The sequence below is a fragment of the Sulfurimonas sp. NW15 genome, assembly GCF_051132285.1.
GTDB lineage: Bacteria > Campylobacterota > Campylobacteria > Campylobacterales > Sulfurimonadaceae > Sulfurimonas > Sulfurimonas hydrogeniphila.
This window is the reverse complement of sequence record NZ_CP093237.1, coordinates 1,030,585-1,050,539: the sequence shown is the minus strand read 5'-3', so window position 1 is coordinate 1,050,539 and position 19,955 is coordinate 1,030,585. Positions and strand designations below refer to the sequence as shown.

General features: G+C 30.3%; 17 protein-coding genes. 7 read left to right on the top strand and 10 right to left on the bottom strand.

The genetic code is table 11. From position 1 onward, the window contains the following. Positions 1 to 65 precede the first annotated feature (65 nt). From MLC52_RS05285 to MLC52_RS05275, 3 genes are all read right to left on the bottom strand, one after another. Positions 66 to 437 carry a hypothetical protein gene (locus MLC52_RS05285; protein WP_434581532.1) on the bottom strand — a complete coding sequence of 124 codons (372 nt, stop codon included), beginning with the start codon at positions 435 to 437 and terminating at the stop codon, positions 66 to 68. 234 nt (positions 438 to 671) lie between these two features. Further along, positions 672 to 1,508, bottom strand: a complete 837-nt coding sequence (locus tag MLC52_RS05280; protein ID WP_434581531.1) for a metallophosphoesterase — start codon at positions 1,506 to 1,508, stop codon at positions 672 to 674. Further along, a complete protein-coding gene (locus tag MLC52_RS05275; RefSeq protein ID WP_434581530.1) occupies positions 1,498 to 2,310 on the bottom strand; it encodes a hypothetical protein in 813 nt (270 codons plus the stop codon). The genes MLC52_RS05280 and MLC52_RS05275 overlap by 11 nt, the downstream gene beginning before the upstream one ends. 176 nt (positions 2,311 to 2,486) lie before the next feature. Between MLC52_RS05275 and MLC52_RS05270 the strand changes: the two genes are divergently transcribed. Beyond that, the gene (locus MLC52_RS05270) at positions 2,487 to 3,782 is read left to right on the top strand and encodes an ATP-binding protein (protein ID WP_434581529.1); all 1,296 of its coding nucleotides are present in this window, start codon (positions 2,487 to 2,489) and stop codon (positions 3,780 to 3,782) included. A gap of 135 nt (positions 3,783 to 3,917) precedes the next feature. Here the strand turns inward: MLC52_RS05270 and MLC52_RS05265 are convergent, their stop codons facing one another. The 4 genes from MLC52_RS05265 to MLC52_RS05250 are packed head-to-tail and all read right to left on the bottom strand — an operon-like array spanning position 3,918 to position 6,566. Continuing rightward, on the bottom strand, positions 3,918 to 4,448 hold the full coding sequence (locus MLC52_RS05265) for a hypothetical protein (RefSeq protein ID WP_434581528.1): 531 nt from the start codon (positions 4,446 to 4,448) through the stop codon (positions 3,918 to 3,920). Positions 4,449 to 4,479: 31 nt separating this feature from the next. After that, the gene (locus MLC52_RS05260; protein WP_434581527.1) at positions 4,480 to 4,797 is read right to left on the bottom strand and encodes a hypothetical protein; all 318 of its coding nucleotides are present in this window, start codon (positions 4,795 to 4,797) and stop codon (positions 4,480 to 4,482) included. Continuing rightward, the gene (locus MLC52_RS05255) at positions 4,766 to 5,008 is read right to left on the bottom strand and encodes a hypothetical protein (RefSeq protein ID WP_434581526.1); all 243 of its coding nucleotides are present in this window, start codon (positions 5,006 to 5,008) and stop codon (positions 4,766 to 4,768) included. The genes MLC52_RS05260 and MLC52_RS05255 overlap by 32 nt, the downstream gene beginning before the upstream one ends. 40 nt (positions 5,009 to 5,048) lie before the next feature. After that, a complete protein-coding gene (locus tag MLC52_RS05250) occupies positions 5,049 to 6,566 on the bottom strand; it encodes a type IV secretory system conjugative DNA transfer family protein (protein ID WP_434581525.1) in 1,518 nt (505 codons plus the stop codon). A 236-nt stretch (positions 6,567 to 6,802) separates the two neighbouring features. Here MLC52_RS05250 and MLC52_RS05245 point away from each other — a divergent pair, with 236 nt between their 5' ends. The 6 genes from MLC52_RS05245 (at position 6,803) to MLC52_RS05220 (ending at position 13,649) form a co-directional block, all read left to right on the top strand. Further along, positions 6,803 to 7,816 carry a GSU2403 family nucleotidyltransferase fold protein gene (locus MLC52_RS05245; RefSeq protein WP_434581524.1) on the top strand — a complete coding sequence of 338 codons (1,014 nt, stop codon included), beginning with the start codon at positions 6,803 to 6,805 and terminating at the stop codon, positions 7,814 to 7,816. A gap of 102 nt (positions 7,817 to 7,918) precedes the next feature. Further along, positions 7,919 to 8,881 carry a hypothetical protein gene (locus MLC52_RS05240; protein ID WP_434581523.1) on the top strand — a complete coding sequence of 321 codons (963 nt, stop codon included), beginning with the start codon at positions 7,919 to 7,921 and terminating at the stop codon, positions 8,879 to 8,881. A 63-nt stretch (positions 8,882 to 8,944) separates the two neighbouring features. Then, the gene (locus MLC52_RS05235; protein ID WP_434581522.1) at positions 8,945 to 10,300 is read left to right on the top strand and encodes an ATP-binding protein; all 1,356 of its coding nucleotides are present in this window, start codon (positions 8,945 to 8,947) and stop codon (positions 10,298 to 10,300) included. 81 nt (positions 10,301 to 10,381) lie between these two features. Beyond that, positions 10,382 to 11,452: an AAA family ATPase gene (locus tag MLC52_RS05230; protein WP_434581521.1), complete on the top strand. Its 1,071-nt coding sequence runs from the start codon at positions 10,382 to 10,384 to the stop codon at positions 11,450 to 11,452. Between the two features lie 21 nt (positions 11,453 to 11,473). Beyond that, a complete protein-coding gene (locus MLC52_RS05225) occupies positions 11,474 to 13,282 on the top strand; it encodes a hypothetical protein (protein WP_434581520.1) in 1,809 nt (602 codons plus the stop codon). A 1-nt stretch (position 13,283) separates the two neighbouring features. Continuing rightward, entirely contained in the window at positions 13,284 to 13,649 is a 366-nt protein-coding gene (locus MLC52_RS05220; RefSeq protein ID WP_434581519.1) for a hypothetical protein, read from the top strand. A 7-nt stretch (positions 13,650 to 13,656) separates the two neighbouring features. Here MLC52_RS05220 and MLC52_RS05215 read toward each other — a convergent pair whose 3' ends face one another. The 3 genes from MLC52_RS05215 to MLC52_RS05205 are packed head-to-tail and all read right to left on the bottom strand — an operon-like array spanning position 13,657 to position 19,954. Next, entirely contained in the window at positions 13,657 to 15,600 is a 1,944-nt protein-coding gene (locus tag MLC52_RS05215; protein ID WP_434581518.1) for a hypothetical protein, read from the bottom strand. Next, positions 15,597 to 19,055 carry a hypothetical protein gene (locus MLC52_RS05210; RefSeq protein WP_434581517.1) on the bottom strand — a complete coding sequence of 1,153 codons (3,459 nt, stop codon included), beginning with the start codon at positions 19,053 to 19,055 and terminating at the stop codon, positions 15,597 to 15,599. The genes MLC52_RS05215 and MLC52_RS05210 overlap by 4 nt, the downstream gene beginning before the upstream one ends. Next, a complete protein-coding gene (locus tag MLC52_RS05205) occupies positions 19,055 to 19,954 on the bottom strand; it encodes a WYL domain-containing protein (protein ID WP_434581516.1) in 900 nt (299 codons plus the stop codon). Before MLC52_RS05205 ends, MLC52_RS05210 begins: the two co-directional genes overlap by 1 nt. Position 19,955 lies beyond the last annotated feature (1 nt).

The window sequence follows — 19,955 nt, the reverse complement described above, 5'->3', positions numbered from 1 at the left end:
ACTCTCCCCTCTAATTACTGCATATTATAGCATATTTAAGGTTCTAATTTTATTTGCCGTTGTCATTAAGAAAATTTTGTTGTGTTTTGAGTTGCACCGATGCTTCTATTGAGTTTTTGTGACTCTTCTTCGATTTTTGCATAAACTTGTTTGACGAATTTTTGGGTTGTTTCGTGGTAGGAAATTAGGGCTTCTGTGTTGCCATTTATCAAGTCTGTAGTTTTTTCATAAGCATCTGTAAGATTACTACCATTCCATTCATCCATTTGTTTTAAGAATTTATCCATCTCTTTTAACATGCTTACAAGTTCTTCATTGTTTGCAGTGGGGGTTTTAGCTTCAAGTTTTTTTTCAATTGTCTCTATTTTTTCCATCATCAACTGTTGTGTTTTGGCAAGCTCTTTCAATTGAACTTCTATGCTGTTTTCATTTATCATCGGATTTCCTTTTTTGTATCTTTTTGTAGAATTATATAGAAAAAACTATAAATCAATTTTATCATTCTTTATATCTTGTTTTATCTATTTGTATATTTTTGCATCTTTTTATACTTTTTGATACAAAAGATTATTTATCAGCTAAAAAGATACAAATAAATACTTTTTTCTATTGCTAAGCCACATTTAAAATATTCGCAGCTTGTTAGAGCATCAAATTCATAGCATTTTACTTCAGATCTCAAAGCTCTTCATTATAATACCCTCTCCATAGTTGCTCTCATAAGGATAACCAAGTGGATTACATAAGAAATTTACATCTTCCATCGTGTACTCTATAGAATCATGCGTATGTCCAAATACCCAATATTTTATAAAACCATTTTTGTAAAATTTACTTCCATCAAATGTAAAAAATGTATTTATAGGGCTGTTATGATATTTTTTATCTATATGCTTCTCATCAAATGACGGATTTACATGCGTAATCATAACATCACAATTTTTATATATATTTTCAAGTTTTTTCATCTCAAGAGTATGAATCTCATCAAACCTATTGATTCCCTTGATTAAATTACTATCGTTTATGTTTTCACTCCACAATAAATTAATATCGCTATTATCAAGACTTGGAAAGTACTTTTTTACATAACTTCCATCATACCAGCTATTTGCACCGCCAAATTGAACTCCATCTATAGTAACAACTGTACCATCCAAGCAATGCAAATTTTCTTCTTGATTGATGCGCTTTTGCATATCTTCAATGCGTAAAAAAGAGTTGTTCTTAAAAGCATACTTTGCTTCACTTCCTATAAGATAATAGTCATGATTTCCAAGAATACAGACTATATGTTTGTAGAAATTTTTTTGCAATATTTTTAAAACTTCTATGTTCTGTTTATTGTTATGTCCGATATCACCGGCAACTATTAAAATATCTCCGATCTTTTGAGTTCCTCTATTTGTAAAAATACTCTCAAAAAAAGAGATGATATTTTCACTTGTTGTTAGATGTGGTTTAAAGTAAAAATCAAGATGTAAATCACTTAAAATATCAACTTTCATATTTTCCTCTTGTCAAATCTTTTTTTACTTCTTTATCAATATTCTTGATACCTTTTTTCAATCTTAAAATACTGTCAAAAAGGTCACCTACATCTAATATACCATCTCCTTTAAAAGCAGGTTCATTCACTAAGAGAAAATCTACAAAATCAATATTAGAAAATTTTTCCATAAATCTCTTTGTTGTTTTTGATGATAATACCTCTTGCTTATGAGTAATAATGAAACCCAAATCATAAACATCTCTTGCACTGCTCTTACCCTTTTCCAAAACATCCAATTTCATATTTGCCAAAGCATCAATATTATCTATATCCATCGCTTGTGAAAAATTACTCTTATCAAAAGTGGTGTTATTATTTTTTACTGCGAGTGCAATCTCTTCTCTTCGAGCTTTTCTTTGAGAGTATAATTTACTTCTAAAGTCATATTTTCCACCTTTTAAATAACTTTTAAATAACTCCAAAAGCTCAATCTCTTCTTCATCATCTAAAGCAGGTCTGAGCATCGTTTCAATTTTTTCCTCTATCTCTTTTTCTTCATTTTCATCAAAGAGAAACATATCTATGCGCATATTTGGAACACGCCGTGCAATCTTAATATTATGATAGAGATAATCAAGATATGCACGAATCGGAGTTGCGATATTATTTTCAATGCCCCATGAACTCCATTTTTTTACACTCTCATGGTATTGACGTTCATAATTAACACTTGTTGTGTGCCAATCGTAATGATGATAGTTAAGGGCTGGAATGCTTGTTAAGTAGTTGTTGAATTTGACCATTAAAAATCTCGACACTCTATACCTACAAAATCTATTAACAAGATAGCATATCTATAAGCACGAGCAGTCGTTCCCTTTTCATAAGATTTATTGTTATGGATATTATATAGTAAACTATGTCATTCTCCTACACTTTTTATTTTTAGATCTCTTTTATTTATACAAAGAAGATATATGCTATAATCTTCTTTATGAAAAAGAAAGAACAACTAAAACAAATTATTAGAGATTTTCATCTCAGCGAACCATTTGATGTAAAACCAAGAGATTTGGAGTTACCTCTTAATACTCAAAAGATTATTACACTCATTGGTGTGCGTAGATGTGGAAAGACATCTATCTTGTATCATAAAATCAATAAATTGGCACAAACAATAGATAAAACTAAAATTCTCTTTTTAAACTTTGAAGATGAACGATTAGATTTACGAGTTGATGAGTTGGATTTGGTACTACAAAGCTTTATGGAACTTTATCCTGAGCACAATTTAAAAGAGTGTTATTTTTTCTTTGATGAAATTCAAAACATTAATGGTTGGGAAAAGTTTGTTCGAAGAGTTTATGACACTGTTTCAAAAAATATCTTTATAACTAGTTCAAACTCAAAACTACTCAGTAGTGAGATTGCAACAAGTCTTAGGGGTCGTACACTTGTGTTTGAAGTTTTTCCACTATCATTTAGTGAGTATCTTTCATTTAAAAATGTAGAGGTAGATCTCTACTCTTCAAAAAGCCTGGCATATATAAAAAATGCTCAAGAGAATTTTTTAAAAGATGGAGGATTTCCTGAAACTCTTTTTTTGGATGCACCCTATGCCACTCAAACACTTCAAGAGTACTTTAATGTTCTTCTCTATAAAGATTTAGCCCAAAGATACAGCATAACTAACACTGTAGCACTTAAGTTTTTTCTTAAAAGAGTTATAGCATCCTCGACAAAACAAATCTCTATCAATAAAATATATAATGAACTCAAATCAGCAGGGATAAAAATAGGTAAAAACACACTTTATGAGTTTTTAGAGTATATCCAAAATATCTACTTTGCACTTACACTCCACAAATATGACAAGTCGCTTGTTAACAAAGAGTTAGGAGAAAAGAAAATTTACACTATAGATGTTGGATTGAACAATGCCATAGAGTTTAGATTTTCAGACAATGTTGGAAAAGTGCTGGAAAATGCAGTTTTTTTAGAGCTACGAAGAAAGTATGATTCTCTTTTTTATTTTCGCAACTCCAAGAGTGAATGTGATTTTTTAGTCAATGAAAAAAATAGAATAACACAAGCGATACAGGTTACTTATGATATGAGTGATGAAGTAATAAAAACGAGAGAGATAAAAGGTTTAATTACCGCTTGTAAAGAGTTTGATCTTAAAAATGGTGTAATTATCACATACGATAGCGAAGATCAGGTAGTTTTAGAAGATATTCAAATTGATATAATTCCATTTTATAAATGGGTAAAAGTATTGCTATCTTAGACTCTATAGAATTATATACGTATCCAAAGAGTCAATATTCATAGAACCATTTGCTGAGCTATTTTTGCCATTTATAAACCCTCTCTTGAAACTTGAAATTTTATCAAAATTCAAGTTTAAACAAAATTTGAAGTACTACCTATTTAATGACTCTTTTAACCTTCTTAGTTCATCTAACTTTTCTTTTTTAAAAAAATCAGAATTATCAATATGAAAATTTTTTAGCATTCTAAACTTATAAATGCTATATAAAGTTTTGAAAATGATAATATCCTCTACAATTTCATAACTATCCACCCCTGATGTACGAAATAATACAACACCATATTTACCAAAAAAATAGATTTGCCCGCTCGATAAAAGTATTTTGCCATCTCTCATCTTATTATACTCAAGTATCTCTTTATTGGTTGAGTCAATCAAAATAGCATTAGAGTCCTCATCTACTACATCAAGCTTTTTATCTCCTTTATACTCTTTTATTATAGTTTCGCCATTATCGTTCAAATCTAGTATCATATATTTTGACTCTACCATACCTGATATAATGGAATCTATGAAACTTCTATCATACTCACTGTTGTTGTAAATATCATCTATCTTTATACTTTTATGCTTGTATAATTCACTAATAACCCTTTGAGCAAACATGGTGGTACGCAGCATCTCTTCTCCTTTTTTACAATTTTAATGTTCATTAACAGTTGTTTGTAGTAGCTCTGATTTGTTGTGCTATTTCAAACCTCTTTTTAAAATCTTCATAACTTTGTCTATCCTCTTCTATTTTTTTCTCAAACAAAACTTGTAATCGTCCTAAACTTTTCTCAAGATCTTTAGCAAGAATTTTAATCTCTCTTTTTTCAAAAAAGCCCAGTTTCTTTTGAGGAATTGATAGCGTTTTATTGATAACATCAAGAATATGTGTTGTCTCTTGCTTATAAGATGGTTGTTCTTCTAAAAGTGTTTCATACCCTGCTTTAAGATTAAGTAATCTTTGGTGTAGTGTTGGTTTCATAGTTTTTTTCCTTTGTCATGTTATTATAAAATTCTGGTTCAAAAAACTCTAAAAGATGTTGCATCTTATTGAGTCTCTTTTGAACAAAATCTCTCATTTCATTTTCTTCAAAGAGATCATTTTTAAGCATATACTCTAAATCTTTTGCTTCTGCTTTTATATTACTAATCTCCTCTTGAATCTCTTTTTGACGGTTTGTTATTCGTTGCATTATGTCTCCTTCTGGTTAAATTTTCACAAGAGCGTCAAACTCAAATACTTAAAGTTCTTTCTGAAGATAATAAATTGTCATACAATAGATAATCCTCAAAACATTCCTGTTTTATATGTGCAGGAACAAACTGCAAGCAGGTACTTTCGTTTGTATTTATATCAATAACATCAACTGTTTGGTCTTTTTCAAAAATTTGATGTATATAATTCACTACAAACTGCGATGGTAATACACCATCAGATAGAAAAGTTTTTGTAAAAAAATCACGATGAATATTATTGTAGTCTGCTTCTGCGCTGTTTAGCTCATCATCCAAACACTCTTCAAAGTTTTCTATTGTATGAAGTGTATCATCGCAATATAGTTGATGTTGCTGCGTCATATCATACTTGTGCGCAAAGTTTCTTTGAAGTGAGAGCCACTTATTGCCGCCTATTTTTTCTACAAACTGTTCTTCGTTTTGGAAAGAAAATATCAACTCTACTTCTGCTTCACGCAAGATGTCATTACGAATTTCATCACCTGTATTAATAACTCTATATGCCTCATCTACAAACATTGAAATTGGTATGAGATCTTTATGATTTTTATTTTTTATTCTATGAAATAGCTGATCATTGATAGCATCAAAGAAAAGCTCTATCATCGTATCATCAAAACCTTGTGTATCTATAATGAGAATTTTATTGCTATTTATTATCTCTTTGAGATTACTTTGAGAGTTATTTAAAAAAAATGTTTTTGCATAGGCACCTATGATGTTACCTACCATCTGAAAAACACCATTATCTCCACTTGAGGCATCAGATGCTTCTTGGCTTAGTTTTTTCTCTTTCATAAATTTACTATGTTTTTTAAATCCCTCAAATTTTGCATAAAAAAGTGTAACTCTACTAGTTATCTCCTTTGGAGGCATATCATGCTCTTCAAAGTGTGCAAAGAGATCACCCTTGATTCTATTTAAATGATCCGTCATTGTAGCAATGAACATTTGAAATTTTTTAAAAGTTTTAATGTTGTCAAATATATCATATAAGGTCTCAAAAGATATTTTTTTTGTTAACAACTCTGTAAATGAATTATCGTAAGTTTTTTTATAAGCACTAAAATCTGTATTTTCACTGATCCACTTGTTGATATCGTAGAGACTATTTGCTACACCTATTGTACTTACAACCCACTGGGATGTAGTGTTTATCCAGTAAGTATCTTGTGACTTTTCAGAATTTTTCATAAATGCTATGAGTTTGTTTGTATCGAGTTCCTCTAAGAGATTGATAGAGGTTCCTGTTGGCTTACCTATCTCTACTACATCTTGCAGACGGTTTGCCTCTTTAGCAAAATATTTTACATAACGATGTTCATGTCCTTTATAGTCAAAGAAAACTATTCCATGCCCTTTGTTGATACGATCTTTTAGATTTGGACGGATAACCGATGCAGTTTTTCCGCTTCCTGTTATACCTGTTACATATGCATGTCTAAAATCAACAGGGATGATATTTGAACTACTACTTGACTCTAAATTATTTTTGATAAATCCCAATCTTTCCATTGCAATCTCCTGATGTTTATTTGTGAAAGTATAGAATTATTTTTAACTTTTGTCAAGCATTTCTTATTATTTACAGATATGCATACTAAAACAAAATAAAAAGAAGGAAAATTACTTGAAATCAATTACAATAATACGGCTATATTTTGAAATATCTATATAATATTGTACTATTTTTGCAAAAATAATGAAAAAAGAGTACAATATCTTTTAAAATATCGTTTTCAAGGGCTTTAATGGACTTTTATTTTATAGATTATAGTGATGATCAGAGAAAGACATATATCAACTCTGAGATGCAGTATAAAAGCTACTTGGAAAAACAGATTCGCTACAACAAGTCGTTTCGCTTTCGTATGGGGTGGAATAAGTCTCAAGGTAAAGAGTACTTATTTAAAGAGTGCTTAGATACCAAAAAAAGAGTCTCGCTTGGAAGAAAAAATGATAAGACTGTAGCAATATATGAAGCCTTTAACAAACAAAAAAAAGAGCTCAAAGCCTCTTTAAAACAAAGCAAAGAACTTTTACTTAAAAATGAAAAGATAAATAAGTTTACTAAAATAGCAAGAGTACCCAATGTGTTAGTTAATCTCTTTCGCCGTATCAATGAGCTTGGACTTGATGAGAAAGTTATCATCATCGGTACAAACTCCCTGTATGCTTATGAGGCTTATGCCGGAGTGTTTATAGAGGAGCAACACTTAGCAACATTTGATATAGATGTTTTTAATAAGCGAAATAAAAAGATAGCTTTTGCACTTAAAGAGAAACTCCCTCAAAAAACTTTAAAATCTCTTTTAATAGATGTAGATAAAAGTTTTAAAAAAAGCAAAGAGGCTCCCTACAGGTTTGTCAATGATGATGATATAGTAGTTGAGATTATCACCCCTATCTCAAAAAAAGAACAAAAGGCAGATGAGCTTAACGGTGTTTTAAATCTGGAGATAGCAGGTACAAAATGGCTTGAAAACTCAAAACTGCACAAACAGATGCTTATAGCTCAAAACGGTAAGTGTGCTTTTGTAAATGTGATACACCCATTAGAGTATGCCGTCTATAAAAATTGGCTTGGCAAACATGAACGAAAAGATCTGATAAAAAGACAACGAGATATTAAACAGTCTCACTTGGTTACCGAACTGATACAAAGATATATCCCTGTGATTGATATAGAACAAGATTTACAAAAGATTCAAAACATGTCAAAAAGTGCTATAAAAGAGTACAAGGATGAGATACTTAAATCGTAAAAGTTACATAGTTATAGCTTACAGCTATTATATTGCATTTATTATTATTTTCTGATATGCCATAAGATTGTGTTATACTTTTACAAAAGAAAAGGGATTCAGATGAACGATAGCAATTTATCAAAAAAGTTTTTAGTAGCGCAGCAGGTTATAGAAACTTGGAAAATATCTAATGATTACAAATACCTAATGTATAGTTTTTTAAAACGGATGTATGATGAAGATATAGATTACTTCTTTCACAATATGCTACAACCCTCTTTAGGTGCAGCGCGTCTTCCTGTTAGATTTATGCATAAAAAAGAGTTTTTAAGTTCACTGAGTAGTCAGTTGCTTGAGTTTGTAACCAATGGAGTTGCTCAACAATGGAAGAAATCGACTAGCATCACTCCTGTAGATGAAGATGTACAAAAGCATATTGAGAGTGGTTCAACTCATGCATATTTTTATGAGATTTCCAACACAAATGAGCTTATATGTGTAGATATAGGGGTAAAGATTCAAGACAAAAATGCACTCTCAAAAAAGTTTGCAAAAATAAAAGAATCACTACAAAAAAATGAAGATACAAAAAAGTATACATTAAGTGATATGATCTACCTTATAAGTGATAGCATCATACCCTCTTATCTTAAAAAAGAGCCTACTATAGAAGATGTAACTATCTGGGCAGCATCTATAGGGATAGTTGGTAGAGGGATGTATGATGCAGACAAGATTATATTTATCCCAAATGGTATGGAGTTACAAGAGATACACAAACTCAATGCGATTGAAAAGATTGTAGGGGAAAAATATGATGCTATCGTCGTAAGTGCTGTAAAAAATAGACAAATACAAAAGGATGAGATAGAAGCACTTTTTAATGCCTTTATAAAAGAGGATCATAGTGATGAAGATATAGATATGAAGATTATGGAGTTTTACAAAAGTCAATCTCAAAGTAGCAGCTATTCACCAGAGGCATTAACACTCTTTGTTAAATTTCTTTTTGGATTAAAGCCTGTAGAGATTAGCTACTTTTTGAAGAATTATCAGCTTTTTGAGAGTTTGATACAGATATAAATGGCAAATTGATAATTAATCGTTTTTATATTATAATAATTAAAAATATATAAAAGGATAGTAATGTTTGTCAATAGAAGCAACGAATTACAGACATTGGAGCAAGAGTATAAAAAGAATTCCTTTAGATTTACTGTTTTATATGGAAGAAGAAGGGTTGGTAAAACAACGCTTTTAAAAAAGTATATCGATAAAAAACCTGCTATCTATTTTTTAGTTACTTTAGAGAGTGAAAAAATTATCTTAAAAAGATTTCAAAGTATAGTAGCTGACTTTTTTGAAGATGATTTTTTGCGAGATATTGAGCTTAGTGACATACAACAACTCTTTAGCTACATTGCAGCAAAAAAGCCTCAAAAAAAGCTTGTCATTATAATAGATGAGTTTCAATATCTTACAAAAATAAACAAAGCAACTCCATCACAATTTCAATACATTGTAGATGAGATACTTCATAATGCAAATATTCATCTCATACTGTGTGGCTCTATCATCTCAATGATGTATGAGCAAACACTCTCTTACAACTCCCCTCTTTATGGACGACGAACAAGTGCAATAAAATTAGAAGCTTTAAAGTTTGAGTACTTGCACCATTTTTTTAAAAATAAAACCCAAAATGAGCTTATAGAACTCTATGCCGTTTTATACGGAGTCCCAAAATATCTTGAGATGTTTGACGATGCAGATAATATTTTTGATTCTATTGAAAAAAATATCCTCTCAAACAACTCCTATCTCTATGATGAACCAAGATATATCTTACAAAACGAAGTAAACGAACCCATTACCTACTTTACAATACTAGAAACAATAGCATCAGGAGAACATAAACTAGGACATATCGCCTCTAAACTAGGGAAAAATGTTCAAAACATCACCTCATTTATCTCTAAACTCACAGAACTTGACATTATCTATAAAGATGTACCTATTACAGAGAAAAATCCTCAAAAGAGTAAAAAAGGACTCTATTTCATAAAAGATAACTTTTTTAGATTTTGGTTTTTATATGTGTTGAGTAACAAGAGTCAACTAGAGATAGGTAACAGTGCATATGTACTTAAAAAAATCAAAGAAAACTTTAATGGTTATGTTGCTAAAACTTATGAAGATTTAGCAATAGAGTATACACTCAAAAATTACAATCTTTTAAAATGTGGAAGATGGTGGAGTAAAAGTGATGAGATCGACCTTGTAGGGATAGCCGAAGAGTATATGGTCGTTGGTGAATGCAAATACAGCAACAAAAAAGTTGGAGTAGACATACTCCAAGCACTCAAAGAAAAAGCAAAAAAGATAGAACTATCATTACCCGTAAAAAAATATCTTCTGTTTTCCAAGAGTGGATTTACACAAGATTTAGTAAAAATGGCAGATTTGGATGAAGCTATAGTGTTGGTTGAAAAGCTTATTTGATACTGTTTGGTAACAATAGTGAAGTAAAGCATAATTTTTTTATGTTAAAATATCACAATAGATTTATAAGAAGGTGTAGAAATGGCAGATGAAAATATAACAACTGATAATACAACAACGAAATATGTGCAAAAAATTTTATTTGGTAGTCCAGGGACAGGGAAGAGTTATAAGATTTTAGACGGTGGGAGTAGTATAAAGAATGGTTTGAACATTGAAAGCAATGAGAATATATTTAGAACCATTTTTCATCCAGAGTATAAGTATGGCGATTTTATGGGTAAGCTTTTACCTCATACTGAGGGGGGTGGTATAACATACAAATTTTACTCGGGTATATTTTTAAAAGCCTTGGCAAAGGCTTATAGAAATTTTCTTGATGGAAACAAAGAAAATGTGCTACTTATTGTCGATGAGATCAACAGAGGAAATACTGCTGCTATTTTTGGAACGGTTTTTCAGCTTTTAGATAGAAACGAAGATGGCTGGTCAAGCTATGAAGTTAATGTATCTGACTTAGAATTTAATGCATTGCTAAACGCTATGGATATAGCAAAAACTTCTAAAACTACATTTGCTAAATGCAGTGATGATGCAGAGGTAGTGCTTCCCGAAGATTTGAAATTCTTACTGAACGGGGAAATTAAAATCCCACAAAACCTATCAATAGTTGGAACGATGAACACAAGTGATGAGTCTATCTACTATATGGATTCAGCTTTTAAAAGAAGATGGGAATGGGAGTATATTCCTGTTGATGGAGGTATTGCTCCTAAAATAGGTGAAATTTCATTACAAGATTTAAAAATAAGTGACTGGGATGTAAGTTACAAAAATATCAATGATTTTATACTTGAGAATGATAAATATGTAAGAAAAGTTGAAGACAAGCTTATAGGAAAATGGTTTTTAAAAGAAAATGAGAGAGACCTAAAATCTGTGCAAAACAAACTGATGTTCTTTTTATGGGATACTGTATTTCAACGAGATAAAACTCCCCTTGAGGAGTTATTAAATAAAGGTATCAAAGAAGAAGATAAAGTTACCCTCAAAACTTTTGGCGATTTTGCAGATCATGTAGGTGATTTTTTAAAGAAGCGTAACATAAACTATGACACAGCACAACAAAAGCAAGATGATCCACAAAATTAATAGCCATAAAAAGATTTTAGCATGATAACATTTTCAAAATTAAAACTTGAGATAGCTACGGGTGCCTTTGTTGGTGTCAAAAAGCAAGATGGTACTTACACTTTTTACTTGCCTAAGGGGTATGAGAGTGCTGTAGAAAAGTTTCAAGAAGATCCTGACTTTAAAAAAGAGACTTTTTTTAAATATTATCAGTTGATGTTGAAATATAAACAAAAAAATCCAAAACAACGAGATGGTTTGGATGAAGGCGAGGGAAAAGGTGGGGAGTCTGAAAAACACCCTATCTTTTATGATAACCTCAATATAGAAAATCTACTAAACAACTTTGAAGATACTGCCATTTTAGGCTTTAACACTAAAATGGCTCCAAGTGAAGATGTGGACTACTCTAAAATTGGGGAGTATTTGCATGATGCATATTTTGACAAAAATCATGCACCTATAGTTACAGAGATCACAAAGCCATCTAATGTTGTTGAGATCTCACCGCAAGATATTGTCCACATGTACTGCTTTATATACAGAGATATAAAAAAACAGTTTCAAGAGGAGATAGCTGAGTATATAAAAACGCTCTCTCATGCATTTACAGACAAATACCTCTCACCCAATGCATCTTTTTTTGATAAGAGTGCCGAGATGACATACAACATTTGCAAAGATGCCTTAGAGACCATAGAGAAACAAACAACCATAAAATCACCAGAGTATGAACTGTTTTACGATGCTATTTACAAGTTTTTATATGCCACCACAGATGAAGATGGCATTGTGATGGGCATAGAAAATTTCCATGCCATCTGGGAAGATCTTTGTTTTGATTATATGTTTAAAAATAACGAAGATGAGATTTTATTTGCGGACTATGAAAAAAAGGCAAATTGTTTTAATAGGATGTATTGTAAAGAACATGCTGAAGATGATTACCCTTTTGTATTGGCTTTTGGAGAGGATAAGAGGGAATTGTTTCCTGATTTGGTTTGTTATAAACCTATATTTTTCTATACTCAACGAACTGGGAGTCCATATAATTTCAATTCCGAACCCAAAGAAAAACTTGAACTATATATCTCTGAAAATCTAGAAGAGCTAAAAATAAAAGAATGTTATATACTGTTGGCGTCTGCCTTGAGAGATTCAGAAGAATATATACGATTTCAGCTTATTCAATATAAAAAACATGATCAGCAAGAAGACCAATTTAAATTAATTACTTGGTCTGTGGAAATAGATAAAGAAAATGAAGAAGACGGAAATCCTGATCAAGAAGAAGTCAACTTTTATGCAAAAAAACATTTTAGACATTCTGAATTATTATCATATATTCTAGAGAATGTAGATGAAATTAATAAAGAAGAAATATTGGGTAAAGTGTTAGAAAACGATAAAAACTATAATGCAAAAATTAATGCTTCAAATTATGATAAGTTACAAGAGGCTCTGATAAGATTAGATAATTTATCTCCTAAAGATCAGTCATCAAAAGATAAATTAAAATACTTAAAGAAAAAAATTATTGAAGAAATTAATATTCAATTGTGGTTGGATGAGCCGAATGAAAATATTTTAGACTTAATTGATTTCAAATACAAAACAAAAGAAGATATTACAAAAGCTGATATAGGAAAACAAAAACTTTATGCAGTAGCATTAAAAAATAATCCTAAAAACATGTTTGTTCTGCCAAAATACGAAGATGGTGAACATAAAGATAATCTTGTGATTGAAACAAATAGTGATTTTACTACACAAGATAGAGTGAAAATAAACGATATTTCAATAGAGTACTGGAACATCGGCAAACTACTCAATGACTATATAAAGGACTAAAATGAAGTGTGGATATTCAGCGTATTTGGATTTTTGGCTTGTTCATAAAAATGAGCTTAATAAAACTAAATATAAAGCTTTTTTTAAAAGTTTATCTAATGGTGAAGAAATTGATGAAAAAAATTTTTATCTTGAATATTCTCCTATTTTTGGTAGCGAAATTTGTGACCTTGAAGTTTTTTATGAAAAATATATATTTAATGCATTATACAAGGGGGAAAAAGAACTCCCCCTAAAATTTCTTGTTATAGCCGAAGAGGAAGAAAAAGTTCCAAATATTACCATAAATGGCAAGTGTATCGTCGAGTTTATAAAAGTCTCAGAAAATGTCTTTTACACCAAATTAAAGGAACTATACAAAAGATGAAAAATAGTTAAATTTCTCCTTGAGATGTAATTTTAGTTTTGTAATACTCTCTCACATATTTAAGAGGATATGGCAAAACAGTAAAATCTCCATTTTTTACAAAATACTCATCTAACATCGGTAAAATGGTGTTGAGAAGATTTTTTCCTTTATAGGCATAAACTTCTCGTATAGGACTTGCTTTTTCAATGCTCTCTGGAATGTTACTCAATCTGCCTACATAGTATTTAGACTCCTCTTCGCTGTATCGGATGCCCACTAATGATTCTATGCAGTGTCTGTTCTCTTTTTTGCCTTTAAGACTTACTACTAACTTTTTGCTGGTAAATTTTTCAAGAGCTTCTTTAAAAGCGTTATTATTTTTACCCAAGTGTAGTGATGTTAATAACACTTTACCACTTAATGGATCTTTGAGTTTTTCAAGCTCTTTTAAAAGCTTTTCTTTTAAATCTGCTTTTTCATCTGCATAAACACTATCCCAAAGCTCTATAATCTTTTTGTAATACAAATATTTTGGTTGATTATACTCTTGAAGCAATCGCCCAATCTCTTGAATTTTTGGTAAAGGGAACTCTTTGCTTTTTACAATATACCCTATATCGTCTGCACTAAATAGTATCGCTTCCAAATCTCTATTGTTACTCATAGAGTAAAAAGCGATCTCCATGCAAATGCTTTGTTCTTCATTTGAAAGCTCGGCATACTCTATATGTTGTCCCTCTATAATTGCTTTGTAAAATTGATATTTACTCTTACCTTTTTCATCTTTGATTTTATGTGGATAGACAACTGTTATTTTATTTGTTAGCTTATTGTATGGCATTAAAAGGGTTTGATTGGCTATCTCGTGTTTAATAACAAGCTCTTTTAGCAATACATAAAGTAATTTAGTGTTTTTTATAACTTTTTTTAGAGTTTCAATAGTAATATTTTGAACTATGCTCTTTTTATCTTGATGAAAAAGAGCATAGGGGTCATCTATATTTTTGCTCTTATAATAATCTTCATCGTATGTGATAGTGAGATTATAACTGTTTTTTTGGATTTGATTAGAGATATTTACATGTAACGAATCTCCCAGATAGTTTACTATTTGTGCTTGTAACTCTTCTATCTCTTTTGTTAGGTCTTTATCGGTGTAATTTACAATATAGATCGATTTTAACATTGCTATGGCTTGTTTTACTTGATTTTCCAACTTCTCTTTTCTAACTTTTTCATCACTACCGTTAGCATAAAGTTTTGTATTTATCGTATGAAAATCGATTGTAACTATCTCACCAAAACATCTTTGCATCTCTTTGAGATATTGTATGAGGACATAGACTTTACTGTTTTGAATCAAATCTTTTTTGCTGTTTTTCATAAGCCCTAAAAATCTATAGGAAGATTTTTTATTGCGGTAGTTGCCTTTTTTATAGAGTCCTTCTTCATCAAACGCCCTAATGAGTTTGTTTTCATAAATTTTATACCCATCTTTTTTCTCTTTAGATTTTATAAAAGTTGTTGTTTTTAAAGAGAGAAACATATCTCTGTCAATAGAGATATTTACCGCTAAAAGTTTACTAGATTGCACATCAACAAGATAGTAAAGCCCATACACATCACTTTCTATCTCAAAATAAGCTGACTCCTTTGCCAAAAGAGAGTTTAACAATCGAAGTAAAATATACTCTTTTTCTCTTTGTATCTCTGTGTAATGTAACTCTGTCATTTCATAGCTATCAGCATACTTTCTGACCAATCCACTTTCACAAAGTACAACCAGTGTATATTTTCCATCGACTGCGTGAGCTAAGGGCTTTATATTTTTTCTCATTTTGGAGTAAAATAGCTGATACTCTTTTGCATTTTGACTGCTGTTGCGAATTTTATATATGTGGTATCGCTCTAAGAGTTTTCCATAGTTTATTTTTACACTAATCTTATTTGTTATTGTCTCAAGTCTCATTTGATAAAATCCTTTATGTATTGCATCATTTGTTTATCTACAATAGGGGTATTTTTGTTTGTAATATCGATTAAAAAAGGGACTATCATAATATTTTTATCTACAAAAGGCTTTTTGCTTTTGCCTGCTGGTATCTCTGCAAAAATATTGATAATCAGTGCTTTATTGGCATCCAAACTGGCAAGTTTTGCTGCTGCTTTATCTCGTAGCTCTTTTTGTGTGAATGTTTCTATGGTTTGTTGGGAATAGTATTTAAAATCAAAATAACAACTATCATCTTCTAGTTTATAATCAAATCGTTCATACTCATCGCCATTATTTACATTAAAACTATGCAGATCTACACCACACTCTTTTTCAACAAGATATTTTCCAATAACTTCTCCCAATGCACCTTTATAGAGATTGTTAAAAGCGATAGGGGTCATTAGATGATCATACTTAAACTCTAAGCAAATATTATTTTGTTTTACACACTCTTGAAGTTCTTGAGTATTTGCAATAATATCAAGCATTACGCTCTCTGGAGAGACCTTTGTTTTTTTAAAACTATCTTCAAAAAATATTTTAATTTCTCCATAATCATCTTTTTGTTCATAGTAGTAATATTTATTGTCTCTATATTTTTTTGGCATTTTTGAGTAGCAAAAATCAAACTCTATTGCATCTGTATTTACTGTTGGATTTTGGAGTAAATATTTTCTTGTTTCTTCCCACTGTTGAACAGTATGACTATCAACATTTTTCTCATTTCCATAAAAAACATGTAACATATAGTTGATTTTTTGCCTTGTTCTGATATTTCGTTCTTGAAATCTGTTTATGCTCTCTTGTACTCCCCTACTCTCTTCATCATTCATTTCAATTTCAAGATTGTTTGTATAATCTATAAGTTTCTTTACTGCAGGGAGTAAAGTTTGATTTGTTGTATCAAAATTTTTTACCGAATGGAGAATGTTACCATCTAAATAAATAAACATTTTTGAACTGTCTTTATCGGTACGATACAATCTCCCAATCGCCTGAATAATAGTAGTCATAATACTGTTGTGGCTATCATTTAATTTTAAATATGACATCATGCTTGGCATTTTGTTTAAAATGTTTTTTAGATACCTTCTATACTCTGAAACTGGAAAATATCCTCTATAAAAAAGTGATTCAACTTCAAATATAGCTCTCACCTGTTTTTCTTTTGTAGTTCTATTTTTATCATCTTCAAAACCTCTTTGAGTAAAAGCTGTCGGTTTATCTAAATAAATTGCATCATAGTCTTTTTTTATACCATCTCTTTCATACTCTAAATTTGCTCCAATACCTATGGTTTGGTATGTGCTAATAATAAAAACTTTTGATTTTTTCTCTATCTCCCTATTAAACATCTCTTGATATTTCTCTTTATTGTCACTATCGGAGTTATACATGTAAAACAATCTATGTTCATGCACTAATCTACTTATAAAATCACTATGAAGCTCCCGTTTTAAAAGTTTTAATTGATCTATCCATTGTTGAATTTTTGAATTAAAAATCTCATAATTTTGTTCCATCATGATATAGATCCACTTTGCAAGATTCTCTGGACTAAATATGAGTTCTTTTTGTCTTAAAAAGGCAGGAAGTAAACACAAAAAACTCTCAATTTCATCATGGAGTAAAAACTCTCTATACGCATCAACTATTCGCATTAATCTTAAAAATTGAAACTTATCTGAATCTTTTAACATCAGTTCAATTTCATTACGTGATGAGTCTTTATCACCAAAATACTCCTTAACAATTTCAACTGTATTTTCTCTTATATGAGTATGCTTAATCTCTATTTGCCTATTTTTTTGATTTTTTGCCTCAATGTACAAAGCGTCCATCGCATCTAATTCCTCTTTACTTGGGATTATAAAATTTACTTTTGATGCCAAATAAGATAGGTCAAAATTTCTCATAAGTGTATTAATTGTAGCTGTAGCTGAAATACCAACAACAAAGAGATGATTGCACAAATTTTTCATAAAATTTTCTGGGCTATCGTTGAGTTCAAAAAACTCAAAATTATTTGTTTTTGAATCTCTATCCATTTGTGAAATATTAACAATTTTAAAGCCATCTTCATAAAGTTCATCCCTTGATGATTTAAAACCTTTTTGTGTCTCATACAAACCATTCACGATGACATCTTGTAAATACTTATAGTGCCTATCCTCGATTGTGTAACCAAACTCCTTGATAATATCATTGACAACTCTCTGAATTATCTCAACATTTGTTTTTTTCTCATAAAGAGGTATATTATTATCTTTTTGTTGTTGATAAATAAAACTAACCTCTACCTTTACAGCACTTCGCATCATTCCAATAAAACGACGCAAAAAACGACTTACATCCCTCAATAAGTTTGCAAATGAAAGATCCCCCTCCTTTGCAATAATATTTATATGGGTTGATTGATTCTTTTTTGTATCTATCTTTGTTGCGTTATCTTTTCCATATACGACATTTGAAAGTGTGGAATCCATCAAGATAGATTCATTTTGCATCTCATTTTCAAATTTATACTTAAATCCATATCGAATTGAATATTTATCATATATATCTTCACTCATCTGTTTAACTTCTTGATAAACAGTTTCATCAATTTTATACTTTTTATGAAACTGTTTGGTTTTGAATGTGCTTACAATACTTTTAAACAGATCTAAAAATTCATAAGAACTTTTTACCTTATTTTGTATAATTGTTTCTAATAAAATCTTTTTTTGTGCATCAAATTCATCAAAAAAAAGCACACAGTTTTTGAAGTGTTTGTGTGTATAAAGAGTATAATTTCCATCAAGACCAAACATTGGATAGTAGAGCTTATGTGTTGTCATAAATATAGCTTTATACTCATGCAGTTTTATAGTAGGATATAAAAGACCCACTTCATATAAAAACTGTTCTTTATCTTCGATTTCATCAAATTTATAGTATCGATATATCTCTTTTTTTAATGCTCTGTTGTTAGATTCAACAGCATCTCGAATCGATTTTTCTTTTTTTAAATCAGGCGATTTTTTGATTAACTCAATACTATCTTGCAATGAGTTGAATTCTTTAAAATTTGGTAAAATTCTAAAATCTTTTATCTTTTGTGGATGTTCTATAAAAGCATCAACGATTGACTCAAAATTATTTTTGAGCATAATTACCTTGGGTTTATCTTCATCATTTAATATTTTTACAAGCTTGTTGTAGCTGTCTTGTAAATTATGTTTTGTATTTACAGTATAAATAACTGTAGTATTACTCTCTTTTTCAAGACTTTCTTTCATATATTGGATGGTGGCATGTGTCTTTCCACTACCTGTTTGTAAAGGAAAAAGAAATAATCCATGTTTATCGCTCTTGTTTTGGGGAATATACTTATAAAGCAAACTCTTTGCATATTCTGTTGTAGGGTATTTGTTGTTACTGTTCATCATGCCTCCTCATAATTTTTTAACAAAACATCCATATTTTTTTGAATTATTCTATAAACTTTTTGTGCAAGGTTTGGATTGTTTTCAATACAAATATATGGCATCCACTGTTGCACCAGTTTAATAACCTCTTGCAAGTTGTTATAGTACATCTTCATTACAACCGCTCCATCAGCTTCTTCTAAAATAAAATCATATTGCTCTTTGCTAAATTGTCGCTCTCTTTTAAAATAATTGGCTGCACTTGCCGTGAGTTTTAATGTAACAAACTTCTCCTTTGTAATCATTCCATAGGCATTCCCAATACCCTCTATAAAAAATTTTTCACCCTTTAACCACTCTACGGGAGTGATGTTGTGCATACTGTTTACTGCAAACGATCTATACTCACCAATATTGTTTTTGTTTTGCTCATCATAGCTTCCATAAAGATAGTAAGAATTTTCCGATGTATTGATTTTATGGGGTTTTATATATTTTATTTCCATAGGCTTTTTATTGCCTATATACTCAACTTTTATGATACAGTTTGAACATATTGCAACTTCCAACATAATAAGCTTTTTAGTCAAAGAAGAGAGTACTTGTGTTGGTATCATTGGCAAAAGAATCTCTTTATTTTCTTTAAGAATATTGCTAATTGTTAAAAAGTCATCTTTTGCAATTTCATTGCTTATACTGTTTTGCAGTAATCTTACTACTAAATTATGGTGAATATACTTGGGTAACAAAGTAGCAAAGCGGTAAGCGGATAATTTTTTATCATATATAATATCTTCTATTTTAGCAATAGTATTTTCAATCGTTTTTGTCGTAACATTGAATTTATTCGCAAAATAGTGTTTGTTTTTTACTCCGCTATAAAGCTCTTCATAAATTGTAGCAATACGCTCTTGCATA

Excerpts from the sequence above, each read along its gene's own strand:
- MLC52_RS05285 (WP_434581532.1), bottom strand. The coding sequence starts at position 437 with ATGATAAATGAAAACAGCATAGAAGTTCAATTGAAAGAGCTTGCCAAA.
- MLC52_RS05280 (WP_434581531.1), bottom strand. The coding sequence starts at position 1,508 with ATGAAAGTTGATATTTTAAGTGATTTACATCTTGATTTTTACTTTAAA.
- MLC52_RS05270 (WP_434581529.1), top strand. The coding sequence starts at position 2,487 with ATGAAAAAGAAAGAACAACTAAAACAAATTATTAGAGATTTTCATCTC.
- MLC52_RS05265 (WP_434581528.1), bottom strand. The coding sequence starts at position 4,448 with ATGCTGCGTACCACCATGTTTGCTCAAAGGGTTATTAGTGAATTATAC.
- MLC52_RS05260 (WP_434581527.1), bottom strand. The coding sequence starts at position 4,797 with ATGAAACCAACACTACACCAAAGATTACTTAATCTTAAAGCAGGGTAT.
- MLC52_RS05255 (WP_434581526.1), bottom strand. The coding sequence starts at position 5,008 with ATGCAACGAATAACAAACCGTCAAAAAGAGATTCAAGAGGAGATTAGT.
- MLC52_RS05250 (WP_434581525.1), bottom strand. The coding sequence starts at position 6,566 with ATGGAAAGATTGGGATTTATCAAAAATAATTTAGAGTCAAGTAGTAGT.
- MLC52_RS05245 (WP_434581524.1), top strand. The coding sequence starts at position 6,803 with ATGGACTTTTATTTTATAGATTATAGTGATGATCAGAGAAAGACATAT.
- MLC52_RS05240 (WP_434581523.1), top strand. The coding sequence starts at position 7,919 with ATGAACGATAGCAATTTATCAAAAAAGTTTTTAGTAGCGCAGCAGGTT.
- MLC52_RS05235 (WP_434581522.1), top strand. The coding sequence starts at position 8,945 with ATGTTTGTCAATAGAAGCAACGAATTACAGACATTGGAGCAAGAGTAT.
- MLC52_RS05230 (WP_434581521.1), top strand. The coding sequence starts at position 10,382 with ATGGCAGATGAAAATATAACAACTGATAATACAACAACGAAATATGTG.
- MLC52_RS05225 (WP_434581520.1), top strand. The coding sequence starts at position 11,474 with ATGATAACATTTTCAAAATTAAAACTTGAGATAGCTACGGGTGCCTTT.
- MLC52_RS05220 (WP_434581519.1), top strand. The coding sequence starts at position 13,284 with ATGAAGTGTGGATATTCAGCGTATTTGGATTTTTGGCTTGTTCATAAA.
- MLC52_RS05215 (WP_434581518.1), bottom strand. The coding sequence starts at position 15,600 with ATGAGACTTGAGACAATAACAAATAAGATTAGTGTAAAAATAAACTAT.
- MLC52_RS05210 (WP_434581517.1), bottom strand. The coding sequence starts at position 19,055 with ATGAACAGTAACAACAAATACCCTACAACAGAATATGCAAAGAGTTTG.
- MLC52_RS05205 (WP_434581516.1), bottom strand. The coding sequence starts at position 19,954 with ATGCAAGAGCGTATTGCTACAATTTATGAAGAGCTTTATAGCGGAGTA.